This window comes from Halolactibacillus miurensis (genome assembly GCF_900116255.1).
In the GTDB taxonomy this organism is placed as follows: Bacteria; Bacillota; Bacilli; order Bacillales; family Amphibacillaceae; genus Halolactibacillus; species Halolactibacillus miurensis.
In genome coordinates, this window is sequence record NZ_FPAI01000011.1 from 49,977 (window position 1) to 74,482 (window position 24,506).

23 protein-coding genes and 1 CRISPR repeat array (1 of these 24 only partly in view) are annotated in these 24,506 nt (G+C 39.4%); of the genes, 22 read left to right on the top strand and 1 reads right to left on the bottom strand.

What is annotated here, in order from left to right; genetic code table 11:
- Positions 1-5: 5 nt before the first annotated feature.
- The 10 genes from BM390_RS08515 to fdxA all read left to right on the top strand — a co-directional run bounded on the left by BM390_RS08515 (position 6) and on the right by fdxA (position 8,501).
- Positions 6-227, top strand: coding sequence for a YozE family protein (locus BM390_RS08515; RefSeq protein WP_062319380.1), 222 nt, complete (start codon positions 6-8; stop codon positions 225-227).
- Between the two features lie 66 nt (positions 228-293).
- Positions 294-1,442, top strand: coding sequence for an exonuclease SbcCD subunit D (locus tag BM390_RS08520; RefSeq protein ID WP_089854307.1), 1,149 nt, complete (start codon positions 294-296; stop codon positions 1,440-1,442).
- 2 nt (positions 1,443-1,444) lie between these two features.
- Positions 1,445-4,555, top strand: a complete 3,111-nt coding sequence (locus tag BM390_RS08525; RefSeq protein WP_062319382.1) for an AAA family ATPase — start codon at positions 1,445-1,447, stop codon at positions 4,553-4,555.
- 30 nt (positions 4,556-4,585) lie between these two features.
- Positions 4,586-4,834 (top strand): DUF2584 family protein, encoded by a 249-nt coding sequence (locus tag BM390_RS08530; RefSeq protein WP_062319384.1) that lies wholly within the window; start codon positions 4,586-4,588, stop codon positions 4,832-4,834.
- A 211-nt stretch (positions 4,835-5,045) separates the two neighbouring features.
- Positions 5,046-5,540 (top strand): VrrA/YqfQ family protein, encoded by a 495-nt coding sequence (gene vrrA, locus BM390_RS08535; RefSeq protein ID WP_062319386.1) that lies wholly within the window; start codon positions 5,046-5,048, stop codon positions 5,538-5,540.
- Between the two features lie 172 nt (positions 5,541-5,712).
- Positions 5,713-6,666 (top strand): peptide-methionine (S)-S-oxide reductase MsrA, encoded by a 954-nt coding sequence (gene msrA / locus BM390_RS08540; protein WP_089854311.1) that lies wholly within the window; start codon positions 5,713-5,715, stop codon positions 6,664-6,666.
- A 133-nt stretch (positions 6,667-6,799) separates the two neighbouring features.
- Positions 6,800-7,303 (top strand): GNAT family N-acetyltransferase, encoded by a 504-nt coding sequence (locus BM390_RS08545; protein WP_062319389.1) that lies wholly within the window; start codon positions 6,800-6,802, stop codon positions 7,301-7,303.
- 85 nt (positions 7,304-7,388) lie between these two features.
- A complete protein-coding gene (locus BM390_RS08550) occupies positions 7,389-7,598 on the top strand; it encodes a DUF6501 family protein (RefSeq protein ID WP_062319391.1) in 210 nt (69 codons plus the stop codon).
- An 83-nt stretch (positions 7,599-7,681) separates the two neighbouring features.
- On the top strand, positions 7,682-8,221 hold the full coding sequence (locus tag BM390_RS08555; RefSeq protein ID WP_062319393.1) for a histidine phosphatase family protein: 540 nt from the start codon (positions 7,682-7,684) through the stop codon (positions 8,219-8,221).
- A 34-nt stretch (positions 8,222-8,255) separates the two neighbouring features.
- Positions 8,256-8,501 carry a 4Fe-4S ferredoxin gene (gene fdxA / locus BM390_RS08560; RefSeq protein ID WP_062319395.1) on the top strand — a complete coding sequence of 82 codons (246 nt, stop codon included), beginning with the start codon at positions 8,256-8,258 and terminating at the stop codon, positions 8,499-8,501.
- Positions 8,502-8,597: 96 nt separating this feature from the next.
- Here the strand turns inward: fdxA and BM390_RS08565 are convergent, their stop codons facing one another.
- Positions 8,598-8,879, bottom strand: coding sequence for an acylphosphatase (locus BM390_RS08565; RefSeq protein ID WP_062319397.1), 282 nt, complete (start codon positions 8,877-8,879; stop codon positions 8,598-8,600).
- 221 nt (positions 8,880-9,100) lie between these two features.
- Here BM390_RS08565 and BM390_RS08570 point away from each other — a divergent pair, with 221 nt between their 5' ends.
- The 12 genes from BM390_RS08570 to csn2 all read left to right on the top strand — a co-directional run bounded on the left by BM390_RS08570 (position 9,101) and on the right by csn2 (position 24,017).
- A complete protein-coding gene (locus tag BM390_RS08570) occupies positions 9,101-10,024 on the top strand; it encodes a peptidase U32 family protein (RefSeq protein WP_062319399.1) in 924 nt (307 codons plus the stop codon).
- 15 nt (positions 10,025-10,039) lie between these two features.
- Positions 10,040-11,266, top strand: a complete 1,227-nt coding sequence (locus BM390_RS08575; protein WP_062319401.1) for a peptidase U32 family protein — start codon at positions 10,040-10,042, stop codon at positions 11,264-11,266.
- A gap of 268 nt (positions 11,267-11,534) precedes the next feature.
- The gene (locus tag BM390_RS08580) at positions 11,535-12,479 is read left to right on the top strand and encodes a hypothetical protein (protein WP_062319403.1); all 945 of its coding nucleotides are present in this window, start codon (positions 11,535-11,537) and stop codon (positions 12,477-12,479) included.
- Positions 12,480-12,691: 212 nt separating this feature from the next.
- Positions 12,692-13,417: a carotenoid biosynthesis protein gene (locus BM390_RS08585; RefSeq protein ID WP_062319404.1), complete on the top strand. Its 726-nt coding sequence runs from the start codon at positions 12,692-12,694 to the stop codon at positions 13,415-13,417.
- Positions 13,404-14,132 (top strand): lysophospholipid acyltransferase family protein, encoded by a 729-nt coding sequence (locus tag BM390_RS08590; RefSeq protein WP_062319407.1) that lies wholly within the window; start codon positions 13,404-13,406, stop codon positions 14,130-14,132. Before BM390_RS08585 ends, BM390_RS08590 begins: the two co-directional genes overlap by 14 nt.
- Entirely contained in the window at positions 14,129-15,244 is a 1,116-nt protein-coding gene (locus BM390_RS08595) for a glycosyltransferase family 2 protein (RefSeq protein ID WP_089854314.1), read from the top strand. The genes BM390_RS08590 and BM390_RS08595 overlap by 4 nt, the downstream gene beginning before the upstream one ends.
- The gene (locus BM390_RS08600) at positions 15,241-16,707 is read left to right on the top strand and encodes a phytoene desaturase family protein (protein ID WP_089854318.1); all 1,467 of its coding nucleotides are present in this window, start codon (positions 15,241-15,243) and stop codon (positions 16,705-16,707) included. Before BM390_RS08595 ends, BM390_RS08600 begins: the two co-directional genes overlap by 4 nt.
- A 163-nt stretch (positions 16,708-16,870) precedes the next feature.
- Positions 16,871-17,284 carry a YbaN family protein gene (locus BM390_RS08605; RefSeq protein WP_062319413.1) on the top strand — a complete coding sequence of 138 codons (414 nt, stop codon included), beginning with the start codon at positions 16,871-16,873 and terminating at the stop codon, positions 17,282-17,284.
- A gap of 860 nt (positions 17,285-18,144) precedes the next feature.
- Positions 18,145-22,155 (top strand): type II CRISPR RNA-guided endonuclease Cas9, encoded by a 4,011-nt coding sequence (gene cas9 / locus BM390_RS08610; protein ID WP_089854321.1) that lies wholly within the window; start codon positions 18,145-18,147, stop codon positions 22,153-22,155.
- Between the two features lie 2 nt (positions 22,156-22,157).
- The gene (gene cas1, locus BM390_RS08615; RefSeq protein ID WP_089854325.1) at positions 22,158-23,030 is read left to right on the top strand and encodes a type II CRISPR-associated endonuclease Cas1; all 873 of its coding nucleotides are present in this window, start codon (positions 22,158-22,160) and stop codon (positions 23,028-23,030) included.
- Between the two features lie 11 nt (positions 23,031-23,041).
- Complete coding sequence (gene cas2 / locus BM390_RS08620; RefSeq protein WP_256212412.1) at positions 23,042-23,368, top strand: CRISPR-associated endonuclease Cas2; 327 nt, start codon at positions 23,042-23,044, stop codon at positions 23,366-23,368.
- A complete protein-coding gene (gene csn2, locus BM390_RS08625; protein ID WP_062319420.1) occupies positions 23,358-24,017 on the top strand; it encodes a type II-A CRISPR-associated protein Csn2 in 660 nt (219 codons plus the stop codon). The genes cas2 and csn2 overlap by 11 nt, the downstream gene beginning before the upstream one ends.
- Before the next feature lie 111 nt (positions 24,018-24,128).
- Positions 24,129-24,506: a CRISPR direct-repeat array (repeat unit 36 nt; unit sequence GTTTTAGAGCTGTGTTGATTTGAATGATTCCGAAAC) (it continues 252 nt past the right edge of the window).

Below are 24,506 nucleotides of genomic sequence, written 5' to 3' on the forward strand. Positions count from 1 at the left end.
AGCAGATGGGCAAAAGTTTTTATGAATATATGATGCGTTACCGAGGCATGAAGCAGTTAACAGATGAAAAAAAATTGGCGGATTGGATGTTTGAAGATCATGACTTTCCGCGTCAATCGGAAAAATATGATGAAGTGAGTCGTTATTTAGAATGGAATTTACCGTTTACGACTGTTATGAGTGTGTTTGATGCGCTCTGGTATGATTATTTAGAAACGCGCCGTTAATACTAAAAAGAGCTGGATGATGACTTTCAGCTCTTTTTTCAAATCAAAATTTAGAGAGGTGAGAATATGAAAATCCTTCATACTGCCGATTGGCACTTAGGTAAGATTGTCAATGCCGTCCATATGACCGAAGACCAGGCCTATGTGCTTGATCAATTATTTGACATTATTGACGCGGAACAACCGGATTGTGTCGTTATTTCGGGTGACATTTATGACCGCTCAATCCCTCCGAAAGAAGCGGTTGATTTATTTGACCGAACGATCACTAAACTAAGCCAGCAATATGACTTTCCGGTCCTTGTGACATCAGGTAACCACGACAGTCCTGATCGCTTACAATTTGGTCGGGCCTTATTTAGAGACAATCAGTTATATTTTGAGACGAAACTGACCCATCCGATTGAACACGTGACCTTGACGGACGATAAAGGCCCAGTGACTTTTCATTTGATCCCTTTTTTTGAACCTAATGAAGTGCGGTTTCACTTTCAGATTGATGAGATGCTCACGCATCATGAAGCGATGGAAATTGTCGTCCAATCGATTCGTGACCGCATGGATTTATCCGAGCGCCACGTTATTTTAGCGCATGCTTTTATCGCAGGTGGAATGGAAACAGACTCAGAGGAGCGCCTATCGATGATTGGTGGGAGCCCTTATGTTGATCAGTCCGTGTTTGATGGGTTTGACTATATTGCTTTAGGACACCTCCATCAGCCCCAACAAGTGAAACGCCTAAATGTGCAGTATAGCGGGTCGTTATTAAAGTATTCCTTCTCAGAAGCCAGGCATAAAAAGTCCGTTACCATTGTTAACTTAGCCGAAAAAGATAACGTCACGATTGAGCGGCATTTACTTGAGCCTAGACGCGATTTACGCATCATCGAAGGGACGTTTCATGACATCATGACCACAACCGAAGCCAGTGATGATTATTTACTCGTTCGTTTAGATGATACCGAAGAAGTGATCGATCCGATGGCAGATTTACGTAAAAAGTTTCCGAATATTTTACGACTAGAATATAAGCGGACCCACCGGGATGTGGCCTTAGATGAGCTTGACCAAACACCGGTGACCGAGCGGATGAGTGATGATGCGTTATTTGAACACTTTTATCAAGAGATGACGGGTGAGGCGATGACTGATGATGAACGCGCCTTGTTACTGGAAGGGCTCGACTCAATTAAAGACAAAGAAAGGGGGCGCTAACCTTGCGGACACTTTTTTTAGAATTTCAAGCCTTTGGGCCATACAAACATAAACAAACACTAGATTTTACTGAGCTCGGGGAAGAGTCACTCTTTCTTATTACCGGACCGACTGGCGCGGGGAAAACGACAATTTTTGATGCGATTTGTTTTAGTTTATACGGAAAAGCCAGTGGCACTGACCGTGACCATGATACGCTAAGAAGTGACTTTAGTAGTCATGACACCGACACGTTTGTCCGCTTTACCTTTTCTGTAGGAGACGAGACATACCGTGTGTTAAGAAAACCAAAACAATGGATTCCAAAACTTCGCGGCGAAGGCCTAAAAGAAGAGCCTGCCACCGCCGTATTAGAAACATGCATTGACGGGGCATTTGTTGTGACGGAATCAAAGATCAATGAGGTCAATGATAAAATTAAACGGGTCCTTGGTCTTGACTATGATCAATTTTTGAAGATGATTATGATTCCGCAAGGTGAATTCCGCCGTTTGATTAGTGAGAATTCACAAGAGCGGGAACAAATCTTACAAAAGTTATTTCAAACAGCGAAATACGCCGAGCTACAAGACTATTTTAAAGACAAAGCGAAAGAACAAGCTCAGCAGTTAGCCGATTTACAACAAAGACTTCAATTTGAGTGGCAGCGCATTCCTTGGGATAGTGAGGTTGAGGTTGATCAGTTAACAACAACTCAACTGATTGAGCGACTTGAAACAAAAATGCGTGAGACGAAACAGCACATCCAGCACAATGAGACCAAACAAACCGAGCTCAAACAATCTATGGATCAAAAAAATAGAGCGCTTCAGCATCAAACGCACTTGCTCGAAGCTTTCAGTGATTACGAAACAAAACAACAAGAACTCGCGGTCTTGTTAGAAAAAGAACCTGAGATCACCAAAAAGAGACAGACACTAGAAGCGGCGGAAAAAGCGGCGACACTCGATTACTATTATCAAGACTATCAGAGTCGAAAACAAGAAGTGCAAAACAAATCAACAGAACGGGATACCGTCCTAAAAAAAGTAGCGAACGTGACCCAAGCCTTTCATGAACAACAAGCTGAGTTTGATCGCTTACACAAACAGGTGGACACGTTTGATTCCGTAAAGGATGACTTAAAAGCAGCCAAACAACAACGCGAAGATTGGCTGACCTATGAAAAAAAGACAGACAGCTTAATAGAACAAGGCAATCACTTACGTACACTGACAGAAACCTACGAAGAGAAACAGGCAACCCTGTCTACCTTAGCTACAGCCATAAAAGAGAAGGAAGTGATTCTAAACGCGCGCCATGAAATGGAAGCAAGCTACTTGAAAGTTTTGAATGAACAAGAAAAACAAGAAACGGTGCTTAAAAAATTAAGCGAGGCAAAAACCGCGACCCAAACACTCGCGCAGTTAAGAAAAACATATAAGGACGAACAAACGCAGCTCCAGTCTTTTGAAACGGCTGTTGAGAAAGCAAAGCAAAAAGAAACGGAGACCGACAAGCGCTGGCGCGACGGTTACGCTAACCGGCTTAAGGAAGCGCTATCCAGCGGGGAACCTTGCCCTGTCTGTGGTTCTAAGGAACATCCCGGTGCTCGGCATACGCAAGTAGCGCTCGTGTCTGATGCGGTATTACAAGCGGCTAAGACTGATCGTGAACAAAAAGAACAAGCGCTAAGACAAAAACAAGCGGAGTTAGCCGAACTGAAATTGAAAGGGACTTACCAAAGAGAAAAAGTGGACGGTTTACTGAAAGATGTCTCAAAAGACAATGCCTCTACTTCTGATGTTTCGGCATTACAAGAATGGATTGACGAACGTGAAGCGCAGTTAACGGACGTTAAAAAAGAAGTTAAGCATTACGAAGAACAAAAGCGTCGATTAAGTGAGCTTGGGACGACACTTGAAAAAGAAACAAAACAATACAGTAACTTAGAAGCGGAACTAAATGCGCTGATGGATACAATCGTAAAAGAAAAGGAAACCGTTCAGAAGCTTGAAACCGAATGTGAGCTGTTAAAACAACGCTTACCAATAGCTGAGATGACGTTTAGACAATTTGAAGCCCAGTTTAAAGACAAACAAACAAAGCTTAAAACATTCGAAATCGAGTATGAACAAGCCGATAAAAAAAGACGCCAACTCGAGACTGATAAACAGACACTCGAAACAGAACTAAATAGTCTCACCCGTTATTTAACCGAACTGCGTGAAAAAGAAACAGATCGACAAGCAGCGTTTCAACAACAGTTAATCGATTCAGCTTTTCATAGTGAAGCAGACTTTTTAACCGCGCGGCAACCAGCTGATGTGAGAGAAACATTGAAACGTGAGATTCAAACCTTTGATGAGGCGCGACAAACGTTAGCGGTTCACATTAACACCTTGACCGACCGGATCAATGATCAAGAAAAACCAGATATCGCCCCACTTAAAGCGGAACTTTCAGTACTTGATGAGCGCTATAACACGCTCGTAAAAGAAACGACGCGACTGGAAGAATTATTCGAGTTAATGGCGCAGGTAAGAAAGAAAGTAAACCAACAGTTAGACACTATCAAACAAGCCGAACAACAGTATCAGACAATCAAAAAATTAGCGGACTTAAGCCGCGGCGAGAATCACTTGAAGTTATCGTTTGAGCGGTTTGTGTTATCAAGCTTTTTAGATGACATTTTGGTTAAAGCGAACCAACGGTTAGTCGAATTAACCGATTACCGTTATCAACTTAGACGCAGTCATGAAATCGCCAAACGTGGGGCCCAAAGTGGTTTAGACTTAGAAGTGATTGATCACCATACCTCGAAGGTGCGGTCAGTGAAAACTTTATCAGGCGGGGAAGGGTTTAAAGCCTCGCTCAGTTTAGCACTTGGTATGGCTGACGTTGTTCAAGCTTATAGTGGTGGGATTCAACTGGATACGTTATTTATCGATGAAGGGTTTGGCACGCTTGATGATATTTCACTGGAACAAGCAATTAATACGTTAAAAGGGTTGAGTCAGAAAAACCGTATTTTAGGCATTATTTCGCACGTCCCCCAACTAAAAGAAGAAATTTATGCTAAACTAGACATAACCACATCACCCAATGGGTCTGATGCGGCCTTTAGCTTTTAATTATTGATAGAACAGAAATGAGGGATTTATATGAGTATGCCATTATCATTAGAATGGACATTAGTAACGGAAGGAAAAGAGCGTCGACTTGAGGAAGAAGACAATCACTTTACGTTAACACTTGAAGGGTATCGTTTATATCCCCTTCATGAAAGAATTGAAATTAGACGGCATCAAACATCTGACCAAATTGGGTTTGGGGAAATTAAATCACTAACCTTTACGGAAAATAAAACCGAGATCCTTTATCAATTGGTGTCGCTTTATAGTGTAAATTAAGCGTGTATCACCGCTTTATGTCAAAAAAGATTATTTCTTGCGCTTGCCCAGGAAATAATCTTTTTTATTTGTCCATTAATTTCCCCGCACTTATTATCTCAGAATTTAGCTCTATCCTTGAAAGGGTTCATCAATCTATACCAGAAGCAAATGGGACGTTTCTCTTGGCGCGCGCATATAGTAAGGTAAAAGGAAATAATGAGGTGAAACTATGTGTGCTTATTACCCAAACGGACCGTATATGCCCTACCCGCCGTACTACTATCCTTATCAACCACCGACGCAAAAGTTAACCAAGCCTAAAACCTTAACCAATATGACCGCAACCTCTCAAGTAACAAAACAATTAAAAGATTTACCCCAATATTTAGATCAGCTTCAACATGTGTTGAAAACGACTCAATCGTTTGTCCCTTATATTAAACAATATGGGCCTTTGCTTAAGAGTTTACCGGAATTAATTCAAGTGTTTAAGTCTGATGATAAACCGGCGGAAAAAGCGTCCAAGTTACCCGCTAAAACTAAAGAGACAGATCGGCCTAAACAGATGAACTTTTTATCTGAGCCACTCCCTGACACGAACCATAGTGATGAAAGTGAGCAACTTGAACCACTCATCTCTACCGATTATAAACGTCCGAGCTGTTTAACGATAGAAGCATTTGAAGAAATCGTCGACTCAAATGGCCCGGCGCTGTATATATAAGGCGTCCGTAACAAAAGATAATTAGCCAAGCGTCGGTGGTTGAATTAACGTAGAAAGTCGTCAAGTATAATCAAGTTAAAAACCTCCCGCCTCAAGTAAACATCATACACGAGCGAAATAGTTGATTGAAGGCATCTTTCGCCGTACACTGTAATTAAAAGGTGGGATGAAGATGACAAAACAAATCGCAACATTCGCGGGTGGTTGTTTCTGGTGTATGGTTGAACCATTTGATGAACAACCGGGCATTGAAAAAATCGTCTCTGGCTATACGGGTGGACATACAAAAAATCCAACGTATGAAGAAGTATGCTCCGACACAACCGGTCACGTTGAAGCCGTTCAAATCACGTATGACCCGGATGTGTTTCCGTACGAGAAATTGTTAGAGTTGTTCTGGCGTCAAATTGACCCAACGGATGATGGGGGACAATTTCATGACCGCGGGGAATCGTATCGAACAGCCATTTTTTATCACAACGATGAACAAAAAAGACTGGCTGAACAGTCCAAACAACAATTAGAGGCTTCTGGTGTCTTTAAGCAACCTGTTGTCACAGACGTTCGTCCAGCGGATACATTCTATCCAGCGGAAGACAAACACCAAGATTACTATAAAAAGCACCGCTTCCATTATCGTCTTTATAAAAAAGGCTCGGGTCGAGCGGATTTTATCAATAAAACATGGCATAAACAACCGGACCAATCGGAACTTAAACAACGTTTGACCGAGATGCAGTATCATGTCACACAAGAAAACGGGACAGAACCACCGTTTCAGAATGCTTACTACGCTAACGAAGAAGACGGCATTTATGTCGATATCGTCAGTGGTGAGCCGCTCTTTTCAACAACGGACCAATATGATGCCGGTTGTGGGTGGCCAAGCTTTACCCGACCACTTAGTCGTGAACGGCTAGAAGAGAAAATGGACACAAGCCATGGTATGCGCCGGATTGAAATCCGTTCAAAACAAGCTGACTCACACTTAGGTCACGTATTTGATGATGGACCTAAAGACCAAGGTGGTAGCCGCTATTGTATTAATTCAGCTGCGTTACGCTTTGTCAAGAAAGAAGATTTAGAAACAGAAGGTTACGGCGAATACTTGAGTCTTTTTGAGTAAGGAGACGTGAGATAATGGATTGACCGACATACCGCCGAATCAAGCTGATTCGGCGGTGTTTTCTTACATAGGATGAAGACGTAAAGACTAAAGCATTTTATAAGGACTTATTTTAAAGACGGAGGTAATCAGTATGACACAAATTAGACAAGCAAATGAAGTGGATATTCCAGTCATTCAGAAGATTGCAACGGAGAGTTGGCATCACACGTATGAAACGTTAATCCCGCTTGACATCATCAACCAATGTATCGACGTTTTCTATCATCACGATCGATTAATAAAGCGAATAAAGCACCACACAGTCCTCGTCGCCATCAAGGATCAACAACTGATTGGATTTATAGATGCCTCAAACGATAAGCCGGATGCTTTTCTTTATGCTTTGTACCTGAAACCTGACGTCACGCATAAAGGCATAGGTTCAGAGCTTTTTAAGGAATACTTGAGATGCACGCACCCTAAGACAGTGACCGTCGATGTTGAAAGAGGCAATGATCCTGCTGTTTGCTTTTATGAAAAGCACGGCTTTAAATATGAAAGGGCGTTTGTTGATGTGGTGTTTGATTACTCGCTACAAACAGAATGTTACGTTTGGAGAGAAATAGAAGCAACAGCGACACAGGGGTTAAAGTGAAAATCGCAGTGAAATAGCCTTATCTTTTTTGACAAAACATGATAAACTAGAACAGAAGTTTATTGAGCTAAAGGAGAGAATGACTGTGATTCATAAAGATTGGGAACAACGTGACACGATAAAAACGATTCGTTGTGTCCATGCGGACGCAAAGAAGTTTGTCGTTGATACCATGTTAACGCCAGGGAAAGATTATGAAGTGAAAAATGAAACTGATGAATTTTATTTCATCTTGGATAACTCCAATCGTATCGGTGGTTTTAGAAAAGAATATTTTTCTGAAAAAAATGAATAAATGTGGTTTTCTAGGGTCAATTTAAGGTAATAGTTTAGGTAAGAACATTTTTAATGATACTAGCCTCAGGGGGAGATGATCGCATGAAACAACTGATACTCATTCGTCATTGTCACGCAGAAGGTAAGCATAAAGATTCACCGCTGACAAATTTAGGTGTGAATCAAGCACGTCGCGTAGCTGAATACTTAGAAAAAGAAGGACTTCGACCAAAAAAACTGGTATCAAGTCCATACATGCGTGCTGTAGAGACTGTTCGTCCTTATGCGAGACAAAATAATCTTGAGGTGATTAAAGATACGCGTCTTCAAGAACAGGTGTTGAGTGATCAACCCGTGGATGATTATGTCGGGGTCGTGAAAGCGTCTTTTAGTGATCCAGATTATAAACTCCCAGGCGGAGAATCAGCGAAAGATGCTCTCTGTCGTTTTAAACAAGTGATTGATGAGTATAGTGAAGAAGATGCCCCACTTTTAGTGGTCACGCACGGTCATTTACTCGCCCTTTACCTTCATGAAATTAACCCTGATTTTAACTTTAAAGATTGGCAAGTACTGAAGAATCCTGACGTGTTTATTGTCCATATTGATGGTGATCATCAAGAACTGAAACACGTTTGGTGATAAATGGCGTCAACATTGAAGAGGAGGAGAACAAATGGCTTTTGTAATTACATCTGAGTGTATTGATGAGAAAGCAGGCGAATGTCAAGAAGTGTGTCCTGTGGATTGTATAGAAGAAGGAAAAGATATGTACTATATTGACCCCGATATTTGTATTGATTGCGGGGCATGTGAAGCGGTCTGTCCTGTTGATGCGATATTCATGGAAGATGAAGTACCAGAATCAGAACATGACTATATTGCCCTGAACCGTCGTTTCTTTGAAGAAAATGAAGGATGACATAAAAGGTCGTAAGCTTTAAAGCTTACGACCTTTTGATATTGAAAATAATTTTTAACCCCCTTATTATCTGTGATGAATCGTTTAGTTGCGGCTTTAATAGGTTGTTCGAAAACGGCTATAGCCCGTTAGTTCTTCTGTTACCTCAACGTCCACATCTGTCACTTTAGCTGAAGGACTTATACCGCTTTTAATTTCATCGATGAGTTGATAGACTTTGCTTGCCTCACCTTCTATTTCAGTCTCAACCGTTCCATCAGGTAAGTTCTTAACATAACCAAAGACGCCAATCTCGTTTGCTTTCATTTCCGTCATATAACGAAAGCCTACGCCTTGGACGCGTCCGTGGACAATGACGTGCGCATGTAGTTTTCCCATCGTCAATCTCCTTTCTAGCTTGTTTATCTTCAAGTGCTGATCCATTTGTGCTCTATAGATTTAATACCCGATAGCCGGTAACGTTAAACGAAGGAGGCATGTGTAACCGCTTAAATATAGTATTTATAACAAAAAGTACGTTTAACTGTGATAAAAATCACATCATTTTCAGATGAAACCTTTATAATTAGCCATAGACTGTATTTTTAGAGGTGACAAACATGACAACTTATCAACCAGAATTACAAGCAACCGCTAAAGACATGGATGAAGTCAAACGTGTTCTAAAAGCTGGAGCTGACGCCGTATTTGTTGGCCACCAACAATTTGGTAACCGCGTTGCGGGTGATTTTACATTAGAAGATATCAAAGCGGCCACGGCTTATGCCGCGTCGTTAAATAAAAAAGTTTATGTGATGGTCAACGCCATTTATCATAATGATCATTTACGTGACTTACCTGATTACTTAGGGCAACTAAAAGAAATTGGCGTCAACGGTATTGTCGCAGGTGATCAAGCGATTTTTCAAATTATTCATGACTTAGACTTTGACTTACCACTTATTTGGAACCCAGCCACACTTTCAACGAATTATCAAACACTAAACTTTTGGCATAAACGCGGGGCTACGCGTGCTGCTCTATCGAATGAGTTACGCCTCGATGCTTCAATTGAAATTAAAGCGCATGTGAAGTGTTTGATTGATATTCAAGTTCATGGCATGAGCTGTATTTTTCAATCCAAGCGGAAACTTGTCAAGAACTATTATGACCATATTGAGCGCGACTATGATCCAATGGTTGCGCGCTTTATTAAAGAAGATCGTAAATCAGAAACACATTATCCGATTTTTGAAGATGCCAACGGCACCCATATTATGAGTACATCGGATTTAATGATGATTGATCATTTAGATGAGATTCTAGCTGGTCAGATTGACGGGCTCAAAATCGAAGGTATTCTAAAACCTACCGAATACAATGAACACATTGTCGCGATTTATCGTGAAGCGATTGATACATGTCTAAAAGACAAAGACGCTTATCAAATGAAAAAAGCGCGATTTAAACAAGCGATTTATCAGATTCAGCCTAAAGACCGACAGCTTGATACGGGTTTCTATTTCAAAGAACAGATCTATTAAAAAGGGGTAAGGACGATGGAGCATACACGAAGAAAACCAGAATTACTTGCGCCAGCGGGTAATTTAGAAAAGTTAAAATTTGCGATTCATTACGGTGCCGATGCCGTTTATATCGGGGGAAAACAATTTGGCCTGCGTTCTAACGCGGGAAACTTTACATTTGAGGAAATGCGTGAAGGCGTTCAATTTGCGGAGAAATACGGCTCGAAAGTCTACGTGGCAACAAATATTATTGCCCATAATGAGAACTTAGAAGGCGCACATGAGTACTTTAAGACCCTTTATGATGTCGGGATTCATGCGGTCATCGTGGCTGACCCAGCGCTTATTCAAGCCTGTCGTGAAGCGGCACCGGACTTAGAAGTGCATATTTCAACCCAAGCCTCGATCGCCAACTGGAAAACGGCTGAGTTTTGGAAAAATGAGGGTATTCCACGCGTCGTCTTAGCCCGTGAAGTATCGGTTGACGAGATTCGTGAGATGAAAGAAAAAGTTGACATTGAGATAGAAGCGTTTATTCACGGGGCGATGTGTATCTCATACTCAGGTCGTTGTGTGTTGTCTAACCATATGACCTCACGTGATGCTAACCGCGGGGGATGTGCCCAGTCGTGCCGGTGGAAATATGATTTATTTGAAGACGGTACAAAGGATGCAACAGAAGTATCAGATGAAGCGGATGAAATGTATACGATGAGTTCACAAGATTTAAGTATGGTGGAACATTTACCTGACTTAATTGAAGCAGGCGTTGATTCATTAAAGATTGAAGGTCGAATGAAGTCAATTCACTACGTCGCGACGGTTGTGAACGTCTACCGTAAAATCATTGACACGTATTTTGAAGATCCTGAAAACTATCAACTAGATCCTGCTTGGGTTGAGGAGATTTGGAAGGCCGCCCAGCGTAACTTAACGACCGCCTTTTACTATCATGAACCGACGCATAAAGATCAATTATACGGTAAACCAGAACGCTTACCGAAATATGATTTTGCGGGACTTGTGTTAGATTATGATAAAGAGACTCAAATCGCAACGATCCAACAACGGAATAACTTTGGCGTTGGCGATGAAGTCGAATTCTTTGGTCCGAACTTCTCACACTTTAAACAGACGATCACAGAGCTATATGACGATAAAGGCGAACCCGTTGACCGGGCGAAGCATGCGATGATGATCACAAAAGTCAAAGTCGACCAACCAGTGGAATATTTAAATATGATGCGCAAACAAAAATAATATAACTTTTTAGGCATACGATGACATCACTGTTGTCGTGTGCTTTTTCATTGTGAGGAAAGAAAAATCATTGAAGGTATTATGAGAACAAACTAAATACTTTTTTGTATCTCAATAATTAGACGTTTAAATCGCTTAGTTTGGAATGTTTTCTAATAATTTGAAAAAAGTGTTGATAATCGTCATGTAAATTGATACGTTAGTATATAATGTTAAACATTATAGAAGGTGAGTTTCGTTTGAAAAATCATCAGACTGAGGTGAAAGAATGAAGGATAATAGAGATAAGCTTATTGTGTTGTTATTGATGGTTGGTCTCGTTGTGGTCATGACCTTTGGCTTTAGCATCATCAATAGTGTCAATCAGACACATCAACAGTTAAATAACGAGGTCCAATTTTTACACCAACTCGTTAGAGACATGGAATATAATATCTCAGAGACAATCAATCGTGACTTAGAAGAAGTAAATAGTGATATTCATTCAGTAGACGTTCAATACTTATCGGCTGAACTTGACAGTCAAGAGGTCACCGCCGATATCTTTGTGACGTTAAAAGAAACGAATCCTGATGCGACTTATGCGCTAAAATTAATTGACGCACAGTCGCAAGATAATAAGCCTCACGTATTAACGTATGTAAGTGATACGACCTATAAAGTCACGTTATCACTTCCGGTCACGAACAATTATACGTTCAATGTCACTGAAGAAAGCACAGATGGGTCAAAAAGGCTGATGTCGACGGTTGAAAGTGATTTGCCTATACATGATGAACTGTCGTATAATCGCTTTGATTTTTTACAGCATCACATCGGTTTAGATAATGGTAAACTTACTGCTGGATTTGAACTTAATATCAAAGATTTTCAGTTAGCTGATTTTGGACTTCAAAGTGTTACGCTAGAAGTTTGGAGTCATGAGGGCCAAGTGGTTAATCAAGATATTACGGAGCAGTTGACGAGAGAACTTTCACCAGCAATGGAAGAGTATTATACCGGCGCATCCATGGATGCGGAAGGCTACGCCTATGATAATACAGCATCTTATCATTATGAAGAGCCTGTCTATGAAGAAGAGCGAACACGTTATTATTATGATGCCTCTTTAGATGTTGAGGCGTTAAAGGAAACGAACTTAGAACAAATAGAAGTATTCATTACTGTGAAAATGAATGATGGCGTGTTTGAGACGTTTACACTTCATTGGTAATGTCTATATGCGCTATAACAGAGCGGATAGTCACATATAAGCGGCAGGAGAAAAAGATAGGATTCTCCTGCCATTTATTTTTTAAGGAGGATTTGTACCTAATCAATACCGCTCGATTTTAACGGACAAAAGTGAGGGATTAACAGGCTTGATAAAAGGGTATATAAGCATGTAACTTAGACGTTTTTATACATAATAGGGAGTGAAAGCATATGAAAAGAAAACCGATACTCTTACCTGTTTTTTTAGTATGGTATACGATTGGTGTTATTCTGCAAGTCTTTTTCACCGTACCTGACGCGCTTGCTTTTTCTAAGTCATTATTTCTCATCTTTTACTCAGTTAGTCTCATCGAGTTGATTTGGGTATTTGAACAAAAAGGGAAGGCATTACTTGTTGGGAGTGCTATTGTAGGTGTCGTAACATTTTTTATTGAAGTACTTAGTGTCGAGACGGGTTTTCCGTTCGGGGAATATGATTATACGTCTGTTCTCGGTCCGCTCGTGTTAGGTGTGCCGTTTACGATTGCCCTAGCTTGGGTGGGGGTCTTATTAAATAGTTTATTGATGGCAAGTCAAACAAGTAAATGGCGCCGGGCGATTGAGACGGGTATATGGGTTGTGATAATTGATTTGATTTTAGATCCGGTCGCGATCTTCGAATCATTTTGGACGTGGTATAACCCAGGGACCGTTCATTACTTCAATATTCCCATTACGAATTTTGTTAGTTGGTTTGTGATTGGGGCAGGACTTAGTCTACTATTCCCACTGTTCGAGCGTCCAAGACCATTAGCCCGAACGAATACATTGATTTTTGAGCTGATGTTGTTGATGTTTGGTTTGTTGTCGTTGAAGCATGACGAGATTGTCGTCTTTGGCTTAAGTGTTCTTTTCATCCTATTAGCTGAAGGGAAATACCGTTATGATTACCGCTAAACATGCTTCCCTGTTTAAGTCGGTGTTCTATCGCTATCTTAAGTTTTATTTATTGAAGAAGCAGTTCGGGAAAATTGTTGTACATGGTCAGTTAACACCAGTGGAAAAGCCAGTGTTGTATTTGATTAATCACAGTTCTTGGTGGGATGGTTTGATTTTATTTTATTTAGTTGAAACATTAACAAAACAAAATCATTATGTGATGATGGATGAAACCGGGCTGAAACGTTACCCGTTTTTCCGTAAATGTGGGGCGTTTAGTGTGAATAAATCAAAGCCTCGGTCATTAGTCGAGACGTTTCAGTATATGGATCAACTCATGACGCAGCAACAACCTATTTGGGTGTTTCCTCAAGGAAAGGTCGAACACCAAGAAGCGGTGCCATTTGTTTTTGAACCAGGACTCGGTCGCATCATGACATTAAAAGAACACGTCCATGTCGTACCCGTCACATTACAATATGTCTTTTTAGAAGAACAAAAACCAGTGGTATCGGTTATGATTGGTAAGGGTTTAATCACCGCTAAAAAAGACAAATCGAAGCGAGAATATCTAAAACAAGCTGAGGCATTGATGACGAAGCAATACGGGATTCAAAAACAGATGATGATTGATGATCCTCACTTTTATAAAGCTCCCACATGGCAGTCAATCCTGAAGTCTTCGCGCTCAACGAGTGATTGGCTGGATGCCTTTAAGAGGACAAAGCGATGACAACGGCTATTTGTCTCATTATCATCATTCAAGTCATTCAATTATGGTTTGTTGTGGTTAATCTGCGTTATTTTTTACCACCTGAAAAAATCGTGAGTGCGAACGTACCTTTAGATGACTTACCGACGATCAGTGTCCTTATCCCAGCACGGGATGAGGAAGATAATATTAAAGCGTGTATAGAATCCGTCTATAATCAATCAATCCTTCCACTTGACGTACTCGTATTAAATGATCACTCTGTTGATAAGACCGGGGAAATCTTAACGGACTTACAATCCGTCTATCCTACCCTTAAGGTCTATGAAGGTAGAGAACTACCAGAAGGCTGGCTAGGAAAGAGTTTTGCCTGTCATCAATTAGCAGAACGAGCGCAAGGCGATTGGTTCTTACTATTAGATGCGGATGTGCGACTCATGCCGTTGGCGATTGAAAGCATTTTACCGGTGTTAAAGGCACAGAAAACAGGCATGATTTCAGGTTTTCCGAAACAACATGTGGTCACTTTAGCTGAAAAGTTGATGGTGCCGATGATGTTGTTTACCGTGCTCATGCACTTGCCACTTAAATACGTGACCCAATCGCATAAGCCGAGATTCGCGGCAGCACATGGTGGCTTTATCGCGATTGAAAAAAATAGTTATCAAAAAGCTGGGGGCCATGAAGCGATTAGAACGTCGTTATTAGATGATATGTCACTGATGAAAAAACAAAAAGCACTGAATCAACCGGTTCGCCTACTAAAAGTAGACCCATTCGTTCAGATGCGTATGTATCATTCTTTTCAATCCGTCTGGCTGGGGTTTCAAAAGAATATGTTTAGCTTGTTCAATAAGAAAGTAGGCTATATGTTAGGGTTGATGAGCTATTATACGGTGCTATTTCTTTTACCGTTTTGTTTCCTTCCATGGGTAGATGTTAGATATGTTTTATTCAGTTACGGTTTGATGGTTTTAACGAAGCTAGTCATTGACTGGAGAAACGCAGTGCCTAAATGGCTGAGTTTCTTTATACCCCTTAGTATTCTATTTATGATCGGCATCGGTGTCGATTCAATGTATAAAAGTCTCACGCACCGAGGTTACATCTGGAAAGGAAGGCGATATCAATGAAAGATTGTTTAGTCATTGGCGCAGGGTTAGGCGGCTTATCAGCTGCCATAAGGTTAGCACATGCAGGTTACAACGTGACGATTCTAGAAAAAAACGAGGAAGCGGGAGGGAAACTACGTCCTATTACCTTAGGGCCTTATCAGTTTGATTTAGGTCCAAGTACGATGACGTTAAAACACGTGTTTGACATGGTTTTTCAATCTGTTGGACGAAAGCCTGAAGATTATCTTGATTTTTATCCGATTGACAGCGGAACGAGAAACTTTTTCTCACCGGATGTTCACTTAGATTTTTCTCGTGATGAAGCGGCAGTGAAAAAACAAATCGCTGAATTTAGTAGACACGATGCCGATAACTATGAGGCATTTTTAGAAGAGGCAAAGCGCCTCTATGACATCAGTCATCGGCAGTTTTTTAGTCAACTGATGTATCCACTTACGACGCAATTATCACCGTCATTGATCAAAGATTTTATTAAAATCAAGCCGTTTAAAACATTAGCATCATTACTAGATGACTACTTTGAGCATCCTTATACGAAGAAGATGTTTTTACGCTATGCGACGTATGTCGGCTCAAGTCCATACCAATCACCGATGATATTCGCCATGATGGCGCATTTAGAAGGCTCACAAGGTATTTGGGGTGTAAGAGGAGGCACATACGCCATTGTCGATGCGTTTGTCCGTCTAGCAGAAGAACTTGGCGTTGTCATTAAATACAATCAAAACGTGACGAAGATTCGAAAGAAACATGACCGTGTCATTGGCGTTGAGGTAGGAGATATCTTCTATGATAGTGATGTTGTCATTGTGAACGCCGATGCGTTAACGGCCTATCAGACGTTTATGTCACACCATCCACTGAGCTACGCCTTACGTAAAAAAGACGTGTCATTGTCAGGGTTTGTTTGGCTTGTTGGGATCAATCAGACATACGATGTCTTAAAACATCATAATGTCTTTTTTCCAGTAGACTATACACAAGAATTTGAAGCCATCTTTGACGATTTAGATGTACCTGAAACACCGACGATTTATATTTGTCAGTCAAGTGTGTCAGAACCGGAGCGCGCGACACCTGGTGGAGGCAATCTTTTCATCTTAATCAATGCGCCCCATCTTTCAGACAAGTTGGTCTGGAATGAGGCAACCATACATGGGATGAAGCGGCGCATCATCCAGCAACTTGAACATTTTGGTCTCGTGCAGTTAGAAGAGCGGATAGAAGAAGAGTTTTTCTATACACCGAAGGACTTGATGGAGCGGACAGCGGCCTATAAGGGCGCCATTTACGGTATGAGTTCAAATAGTGTTTCACAAGCATTTTTCAAAGTTGAGAACCGTGATCCTATCTATCGTAATCTTTACTTTACCGGTGGCTCCACTCATCCAGGTGGAGGCACACCGATGGTCACCCTATCAGGGCAGTTAGTGGCAGCGGATATTATTAAAAAGATGTAGTAACGAACTATTTTATGTATCTGGTGGGATTAGTTGTATAGCCCATCTTGTTTTTAACCTATCTAAACATGAAAAAGGTGAACCAATGAAGTCATTCATGGTTTACTTTTTTCATGTTTTCGTTATATGATGAGACAAGGTTAAATACTGAAGGGGTTTTTTCATGACACGCCATAAACTATTAAAGGTTAGTTATATCATCATCGGATCTTTTTCACTGGCTTTAGGGACGATTGGGATCTTTCTCCCGGTCTTACCGACGACGCCATTTTTACTGCTTACAGCTTATTTCTATTTAAGAAGTTCAGAGCGACTGTATCACTGGCTCCTTCATCATAAAGTCTTCGGTAAGTACATTCAGGACTATATCAAATACCGAAGCATTCCGTTAAAGACAAAAATACTAGCACTTGTGCTTCTTTGGCCGTCAATCATTGTGACGCTTTATTTCATTCCGCTGTTACTGGTTAAGGTGATGCTTGTCTTAATCGCCTCAATAGTTACCGTGTATATAATAAGACTGAAGACGAGAGTAGAAGAAGAGGGTGTTGAAGAGACGATGTGTGTGAATGAATAACAGAACGCTGATTATAATTAAAACAAAAAGCCTTTCCTGCCTTGTTGTGTAGGAGAGGCTTTTGTGCGTTATCGTATATACTGATCGTGATAATAAAAATATAGTAAATCAGGTCGTATATCTTAAGTGTTATTCCAGATGGTTTAAGTCAAGGTCATGTGCATGATGTTTTTGAACAAGTGCTTCATCGTCTTTTGCGTTATCGGTAAGGGAAATGGTTGTTTGTGTTACTTCGTCATTATTAATTTGGATCTGTAGATGAAATAAGGTTCATCTTCAAAGGTTACTTCCACGCTAAAAACAGGTAACTTGGACAATCTACCGCTGATAGATTTTATGTCATTTTCATCATATGCCTGTGCATTGGAAAATATAAAATTATACCAAGTATGAGTAATGGCATAATCCAAGCGAATAGTGCAGCCGACTTTTTGCTGATTTTAGTCATGTAAGCCTCCTAAAAACAACTGATTCTTATGTTTAAATGTGAAATTAGTCCTTCTTGATAAATACAATCCACCTAACAGTAAAAAAAGGGGGCTTTTGTGGTGGTTGAACTTACTATAATTAGAAAAAGATTTGAAAATACTTGAAAATATGTTACGATGGAAGGGATTACATAGTCGAAATTCATCACGATATGACAAATGTTTGCATGAATGTGGGTTGCTTTAATTAAAAAAGTGTACAAAAAAAGCGCCGAGACAGCGCAACTTTAAGTTGATTTCGGTCAAAGCCTTATTTTAACTCGCCATGTTGAATTGAATAACTCCAACACAATCATTGTAACAAACAAAAAGAATTTTGAAAAGGCTTTTTTAAAAAATTAACTATAATTCACAATAAAGGAGTGGTTTTGGATGAAGAAGGCATATAGTATTGGTCTTGATATTGGGACAAACAGTGTCGGTTGGGCGGTCACAAGTGACGATCATGACTTGATCAGAAGACGGATGAAAATTAATGGCGATCATGATAAAGGATCGATGAAGAAAAACTTTTGGGGTGTCCGACTATTCGATGAAGGTGTCACCGCGGAAGAGCGCCGTGTAAACAGAACAACGAGACGTCGGTTACGCCGACGTAAAAACCGCGTGCATTACTTACAATCTTTCTTTATGGACGAAATGAAAAAAGTTGATGAGAACTTCTTTCACCGTCTAACAGAGAGTTTTATTGTGCCGATGGATAAGGATCATGATCGACATCCGGTTTTTGGTACGATGGAAGAAGATGTCGCCTATCATAACCAATTCCCAACCATCTATCACTTACGAAAATATTTAGCAGATACCGATCAACAAGTAGACCTGCGTTTAGTATACTTAGCGCTTGCGCATATCATTAAGTTCCGTGGGCATTTCCTTATTGAAGGTGAATTAAGCACAGAACATGCATCAAATGATGCGGTCAGAGAGACGTTTAAATCGTTTCTACATCAATACAACCAAGCCTTTCATCTGCAACCTGATGACACTTACATTAATCGGATCCCAGAAGATTTATCGGTTGAAGCGGAATTAACAGCCAAAGTATCGAAATCAAGAAAAGCAGAAAGTGTCTTACATAAAGTTGAGACAGAAAAGTCGAACGGGACGTTCCATCAATTCCTGAAATTAATGGTTGGCAATCAAGGGAATTTTAAAAAGCCATTTTCACTTGATGAAGACCGTAAGTTAGACATGGGAAAAGAAGATTATGAAGAAGATGTTGAAAGCTTGCTTGCAGAAATCGGTGAAGATTACCGGGAGTTATTCCTTGCTGCCAAAGACGTTCATGATGCGATTGAACTGTCGGGTATTTTAGACGGCGCTGAACCACATACAAAAGCACCACTATCAAGTTCAATGATCGCGCGTTACAACGAGCATAAACAAGATTTACAAGCACTGAAAACGCTAGTGAAAGCCGAGCGACCAGATCGCTACTTTGATATCTTTAGAAATAAAGCAAAGGATGGTTACGCCGGCTATATTGAAGGAAAAACAACTGAAGAAAGCTTTTATAAGTTTATGAAAAAGGAATTGAGTAAGGTTGACGGGGCCGAAGCCTTTATTAAAAAAATTGATGAAGAGCGTTTCCTAAGAAAACAGCGCACATATGATAACGGGGTCATTCCTCATCAAATCCATTTACACGAACTAAAAACAATCATCGAAAATCAAGGACAGTATTATCCGTTCTTATTAGACAACAAAGAAAAGATTGAATCGCTATTAACGTTCCGTATTCCGTATTATGTTGGTCCACTCGCCAAAGGACAAAGTGAGTTTGCCTGGATAGAGCGAGAAGGCGGTGAAGCGGTTCGACCATGGAATATAAAAAATGAAGTTAATCTTGTGGGTTCAGCTGAGAAGTTTATTGAAAAGATGACGAATAGTGACACATATTTACCTGACGAAAAAGTGTTACCGAAGCATAGTATGTTGCTGCAGAAGTTTAATGTGTTTAATGAATTGACGAAAGTAAAATACTCAGATGAACAAGGACAAGTATGTAACTTCTCAAGCAAAGAAAAACGTGACATTTATCAAAACTTGTTTAAACTACATCGCACGGTCTCACTGAAAGTATTTGAAGATTATTTAAGAAATGACTATCAACTTGAAAACCCGAAAGTACAAGGGATTGAGAAGAAATTTAATGCGTCATTAAAAACCTATCACGACTTGTTAAAACTGGGTATTTCTCGTGACACCTTAGATAACGAGGCATATGCCGACCGACTTGAAGACTTAGTTAAAATCTTAACGGTCTTTGAAGATAGAGAGATGATTCGTAAACAGTTAGAAGGGTTTAGTGATCTGTTTGATCAAGCGACACTTAAGAAGTTAGAGCGTCGCCATTATACCGGGTGGGGACGACTATCGGCAAAACTGATTAACAGTATTAAAGATGAACGGACGCAAAAGACGATCCTTGATTATTTAATCGAAGACGATGGTCCGAAGAAAAACATTAATCGTAACTTTATGCAACTGATCAATGATGACAATCTTTCGTTTAAAAAGACGATTGAAGAAGCACGTCTCAATCTTGAATCAAATGATTTAAAAGACGCCGTCGACCAAATCCCTGGAAGTCCAGCAATCAAGAAAGGCATCTTACAGAGCTTAAAAATCGTTGACGAGATTGTGGGGATTATGGGGTATGAGCCAGAGTCAATTGTGATTGAAATGGCACGTGAGAACCAAACAACATCTCAAGGGCAACAAAATGCAAAAGAACGATTAAATAACGTTGAAGGTGCATTAAAAGAGTTAAAAAGTGATTTACTGAAAAAACATCCCGTTGACCAAGACATGCTTAAAAATGATCGCTTATATCTTTACTACCTTCAAAACGGCAGAGATATGTATACCAACCAAGAACTCGATATCAACAAATTATCAAGTTATGATATTGACCATATTATCCCGAGAAGTTTTACAACGGATAACTCGATTGATAATCGCGTATTAGTGTCATCAAAATCAAACCGTGGTAAATCAGATGATGTCCCGAATAAAGATGTAGTCCAAAAAATGAAACCATACTGGACCTCTCTTTATCGCTCAAAACTGATTTCTAAGCGTAAATTTGATAACTTAACGAAGATAAAACTTACTGCTGATGATAAAGCTGGTTTTATTAGAAGGCAACTCGTTGAAACGCGGCAAATAACAAAGCATGTCGCAAGCATCTTACATCAACGTTATAACAATCCTGAGTTAGATGAACCAGCTGTTAAGATCGTGACATTAAAGTCAGCCTTAACAAGTCAATTTAGACAAGCTTTTGGTTTATATAAAGTCCGGGAAATCAATGATTATCATCATGCACATGATGCGTATTTAAATGCGGTAGTAGCCCGGTTACTGATGAGCTTATATCCACAACTTATTCCTGACTTTGTGTATGGTGAATACCGTAAGACAAGTGCATTTAAAGAAAACAAAGCGACGGCGAAAAAGGAATTTTACACGAACTTGATTGAACGGTTTAGTAAAGAAGATAAACTACCTGATGAGAATGGTGAGATTGCCTGGGATAAGGCGAGGGACTTAGCGAAGATTAATCGGGTGCTAAGTTATCATCAGATGAACGTTGTGAAGAAAACAGAAACAAATAGTGGTCAATTTTTTGATATAAATATAAAAGCTAAAGGTGCAAATAATAAATTGATACCAATCAAGGATCATTTAGATGTAACTAAATATGGGGGCTATGGCTCTCCGAATATTGCCTACTCGATTATTTTCACTCATGAAAAAGGGAAAAAAGCAAAAGTTGTGAATGAAATTCTAGGTATAAATATAATGGATCGCACTGTCTTTGAGAAGGATAGAGAGAAATATTTGAAAGATCGAGGATATGTCAATCCTATCTTTAAATATAAAGTACCACTTAATACATTATTTGAATTTGAAGATGGTAAGCGCAGAATACTTACTGGTGCAAGCGAACTACAAAAGGGAAATCAATTTATTCTACCAAAACATCTTGTCAATTTAATTTATTACTGTAATAAATACGTAAATTCACAATTTAAAAATGTTGATTATGAGAACTATATATACGATCATAAACATCAATTTTCAGAATTACTGAATTGTGTTCTTGAATTCGGTCAGAAATATGTACTTAGTTTGTCCAAGGTAGAAAAAATAAGGAACGCTTATAAAGAATCATTCAATCAAGCAGAAATCAAAGAAATAGTAGCTTCGTTTATAACATTGATGGATTTAAATAAGATGAAACCTTCTGCAGATTTTAATTTTTTCGGAGTGAAGATTGGAGAAACACGTTACAGAAGTACAAAGGAAGTACTAACTTCTAAAATCATTTATCAATCAGTCACAGGTCTATACGAAACAAGGAAAGAGGTCTGATTATGGGATGGCGAACAGTTGTAGTCAATCAGCATTCAAAACTAGCCTATAAAAATAACGCGTTACTGTTTAAAACCTCTGAAAAGCAAGAAGTGATTCACTTATCAGAAATTGATATCTTAATTCTTGAGACAACAGATATAACGTTAACGACGATGTTGTTAAAACGCTTAGTAGATGAGAATATCCTTGTGATATTCTGTGATGACAAACGGTTACCATCCGCAAAATTGATGCCTTACTTTGGTAGACACGATAGTAGTCTGCAACTTGCAAAACAAGTCATATGGGAAGAAGAAACAAGACAAACAGTCTGGACAGAGATCATCGCGCAAAAAATTCTCAATCAACATCTATATTTAAGAGAGATTGAACATTATGACAAGTCCCAATCGATTTTAAGATTATATGATGGATTGGAGTTGTTTGATCCAACAAATCGTGAGGGACATGCGGCGCGGATTTACTTTCAATCGCTATTTGATAACTCCTTCTCTCGTGAATTACAAACAACAGTTAATGCCGCATTAGATTACGGTTATACGTTACTACTTAGTGTGTTTGCGCGAGAAATCGTGAAAGCGGGTTGTTTAACGCAGATCGGTATGAAGCATATGAATCAGTTTAATGATTTTAATTTAGCCAGTGACATCATGGAACCATTTCGGCCATTAGTGGATCAAATTGTCTTTGAACATAGAGAAAAAGAATTCATGCAGATCAAGCGGCAGCTCTTTAAGCTGTTTACGAATAACTACGTCTATAATTTCCAACAGATGTACTTGACTAATATCGTCCAAGACTATACGAAAAAGGTCATTAAAGTACTAAACGGTGAAGCGGAACTAACGGATATTCCTGTGTTCAAGGTATGAGTTATCGCTATATGCGGATGATTCTTATGTTTGATATGCCAACGGAAACCGCCAATGATCGAAAGCTTTACCGTAAATTCAGGAAATTTTTAATAGACGAAGGATTTATTATGCATCAATTCTCTGTTTACAGCAAGATCTTATTAAATGGCACGGCTAAAGCGGGAATGGTCGCTCGCTTAAAAAAGCATACACCGAACGCCGGTTTAATTACGTTATTAACCGTAACAGAGAAACAATTTGCCAAAATGATTTACTTAAGTGGGGAAAGAGATAGTTCAATTGCGAATACGGACCGACGCATTGTCTTTTTAGGAGATGATTATGATGAAACTTAATTATCCGGTGTTTGATGAGTCCATCACATTAGAAAATTCACCAATTTTAGTACTAGACAATGCGACGTTATTTTCAGATTTTGTCCAAGCAATTTTTAATTATGAAGTGAGTCCATTAAAATTATATGATCAAAGCTATCAATCGCTAAAATCATCTGAACTGCTTGTTATTACTGATATTTTAGGATTCGAATTAAATTCAGCGACAATTTTAAAGCACATATATACAGATCTTGAATCACAATTAAATGATGACCCAATAGTCAAAACCGAATTAGAGAAGCTGATGATGTCCATAAATGACATCATCAGTGATCAATTACTAGATCATGACTTAGATATTCAAATAACAGAGATTACTTTTCCAGCATTATTTAAAGCCTTAAATATAAAAATCAATAATCAAGCGGTATCTGTAAATGACAAGATCGCAGATATCATCCAGCTATTTAAATATCAATCAAGAAAAAAGCTATTGATCTTTGTTAATACGTGTTCATATTTAACAGAAGAACAAGTAAAAGAAACACGAAATTATTTATCGCTGAACAATGTTACCGCTTTGTTTATCGAACCAAGAACGGTGAAAGGTTTTTGGCAGTATATTTTAGATGAAGATTATTATCTTAGTTATGAAAATGTGTTATAATTGTAAAAAATGGTCCTTGAAAATTAAATGTTTAACCATAAATCATTCAATTCTGAAGCTTTGCCATGTGCGAACGGCGCGATTACGAAACCTCGAATTTTTGTCTGCGAGGTTTTAGAGCTGTGTTGATTTGAATGATTCCGAAACCGTTGTCTACTCATTTGCATGGTTTTAAGCGTTTTAGAGCTGTGTTGATTTGAATGATTCCGAAACACGAGATCGCACGTGTGAAACCTATAAAAGGTTTTAGAGCTGTGTTGATTTGAATGATTCCGAAACGAATCCTAACAACCGACCTAAGTTTAAGAAGTTTTAGAGCTGTGTTGATTTGAATGATTCCGAAACTTAAATTTTGGAATGGTGTAAGGGGTATTCGTTTTAGAGCTGTGTTGATTTGAATGATTCCGAAACGGGGTAGAGAGCCTTATATTATGATTGACAGTTTTAGAGCTGTGTTGATTTGAATGATTCCGAAACCTACTGTAACGA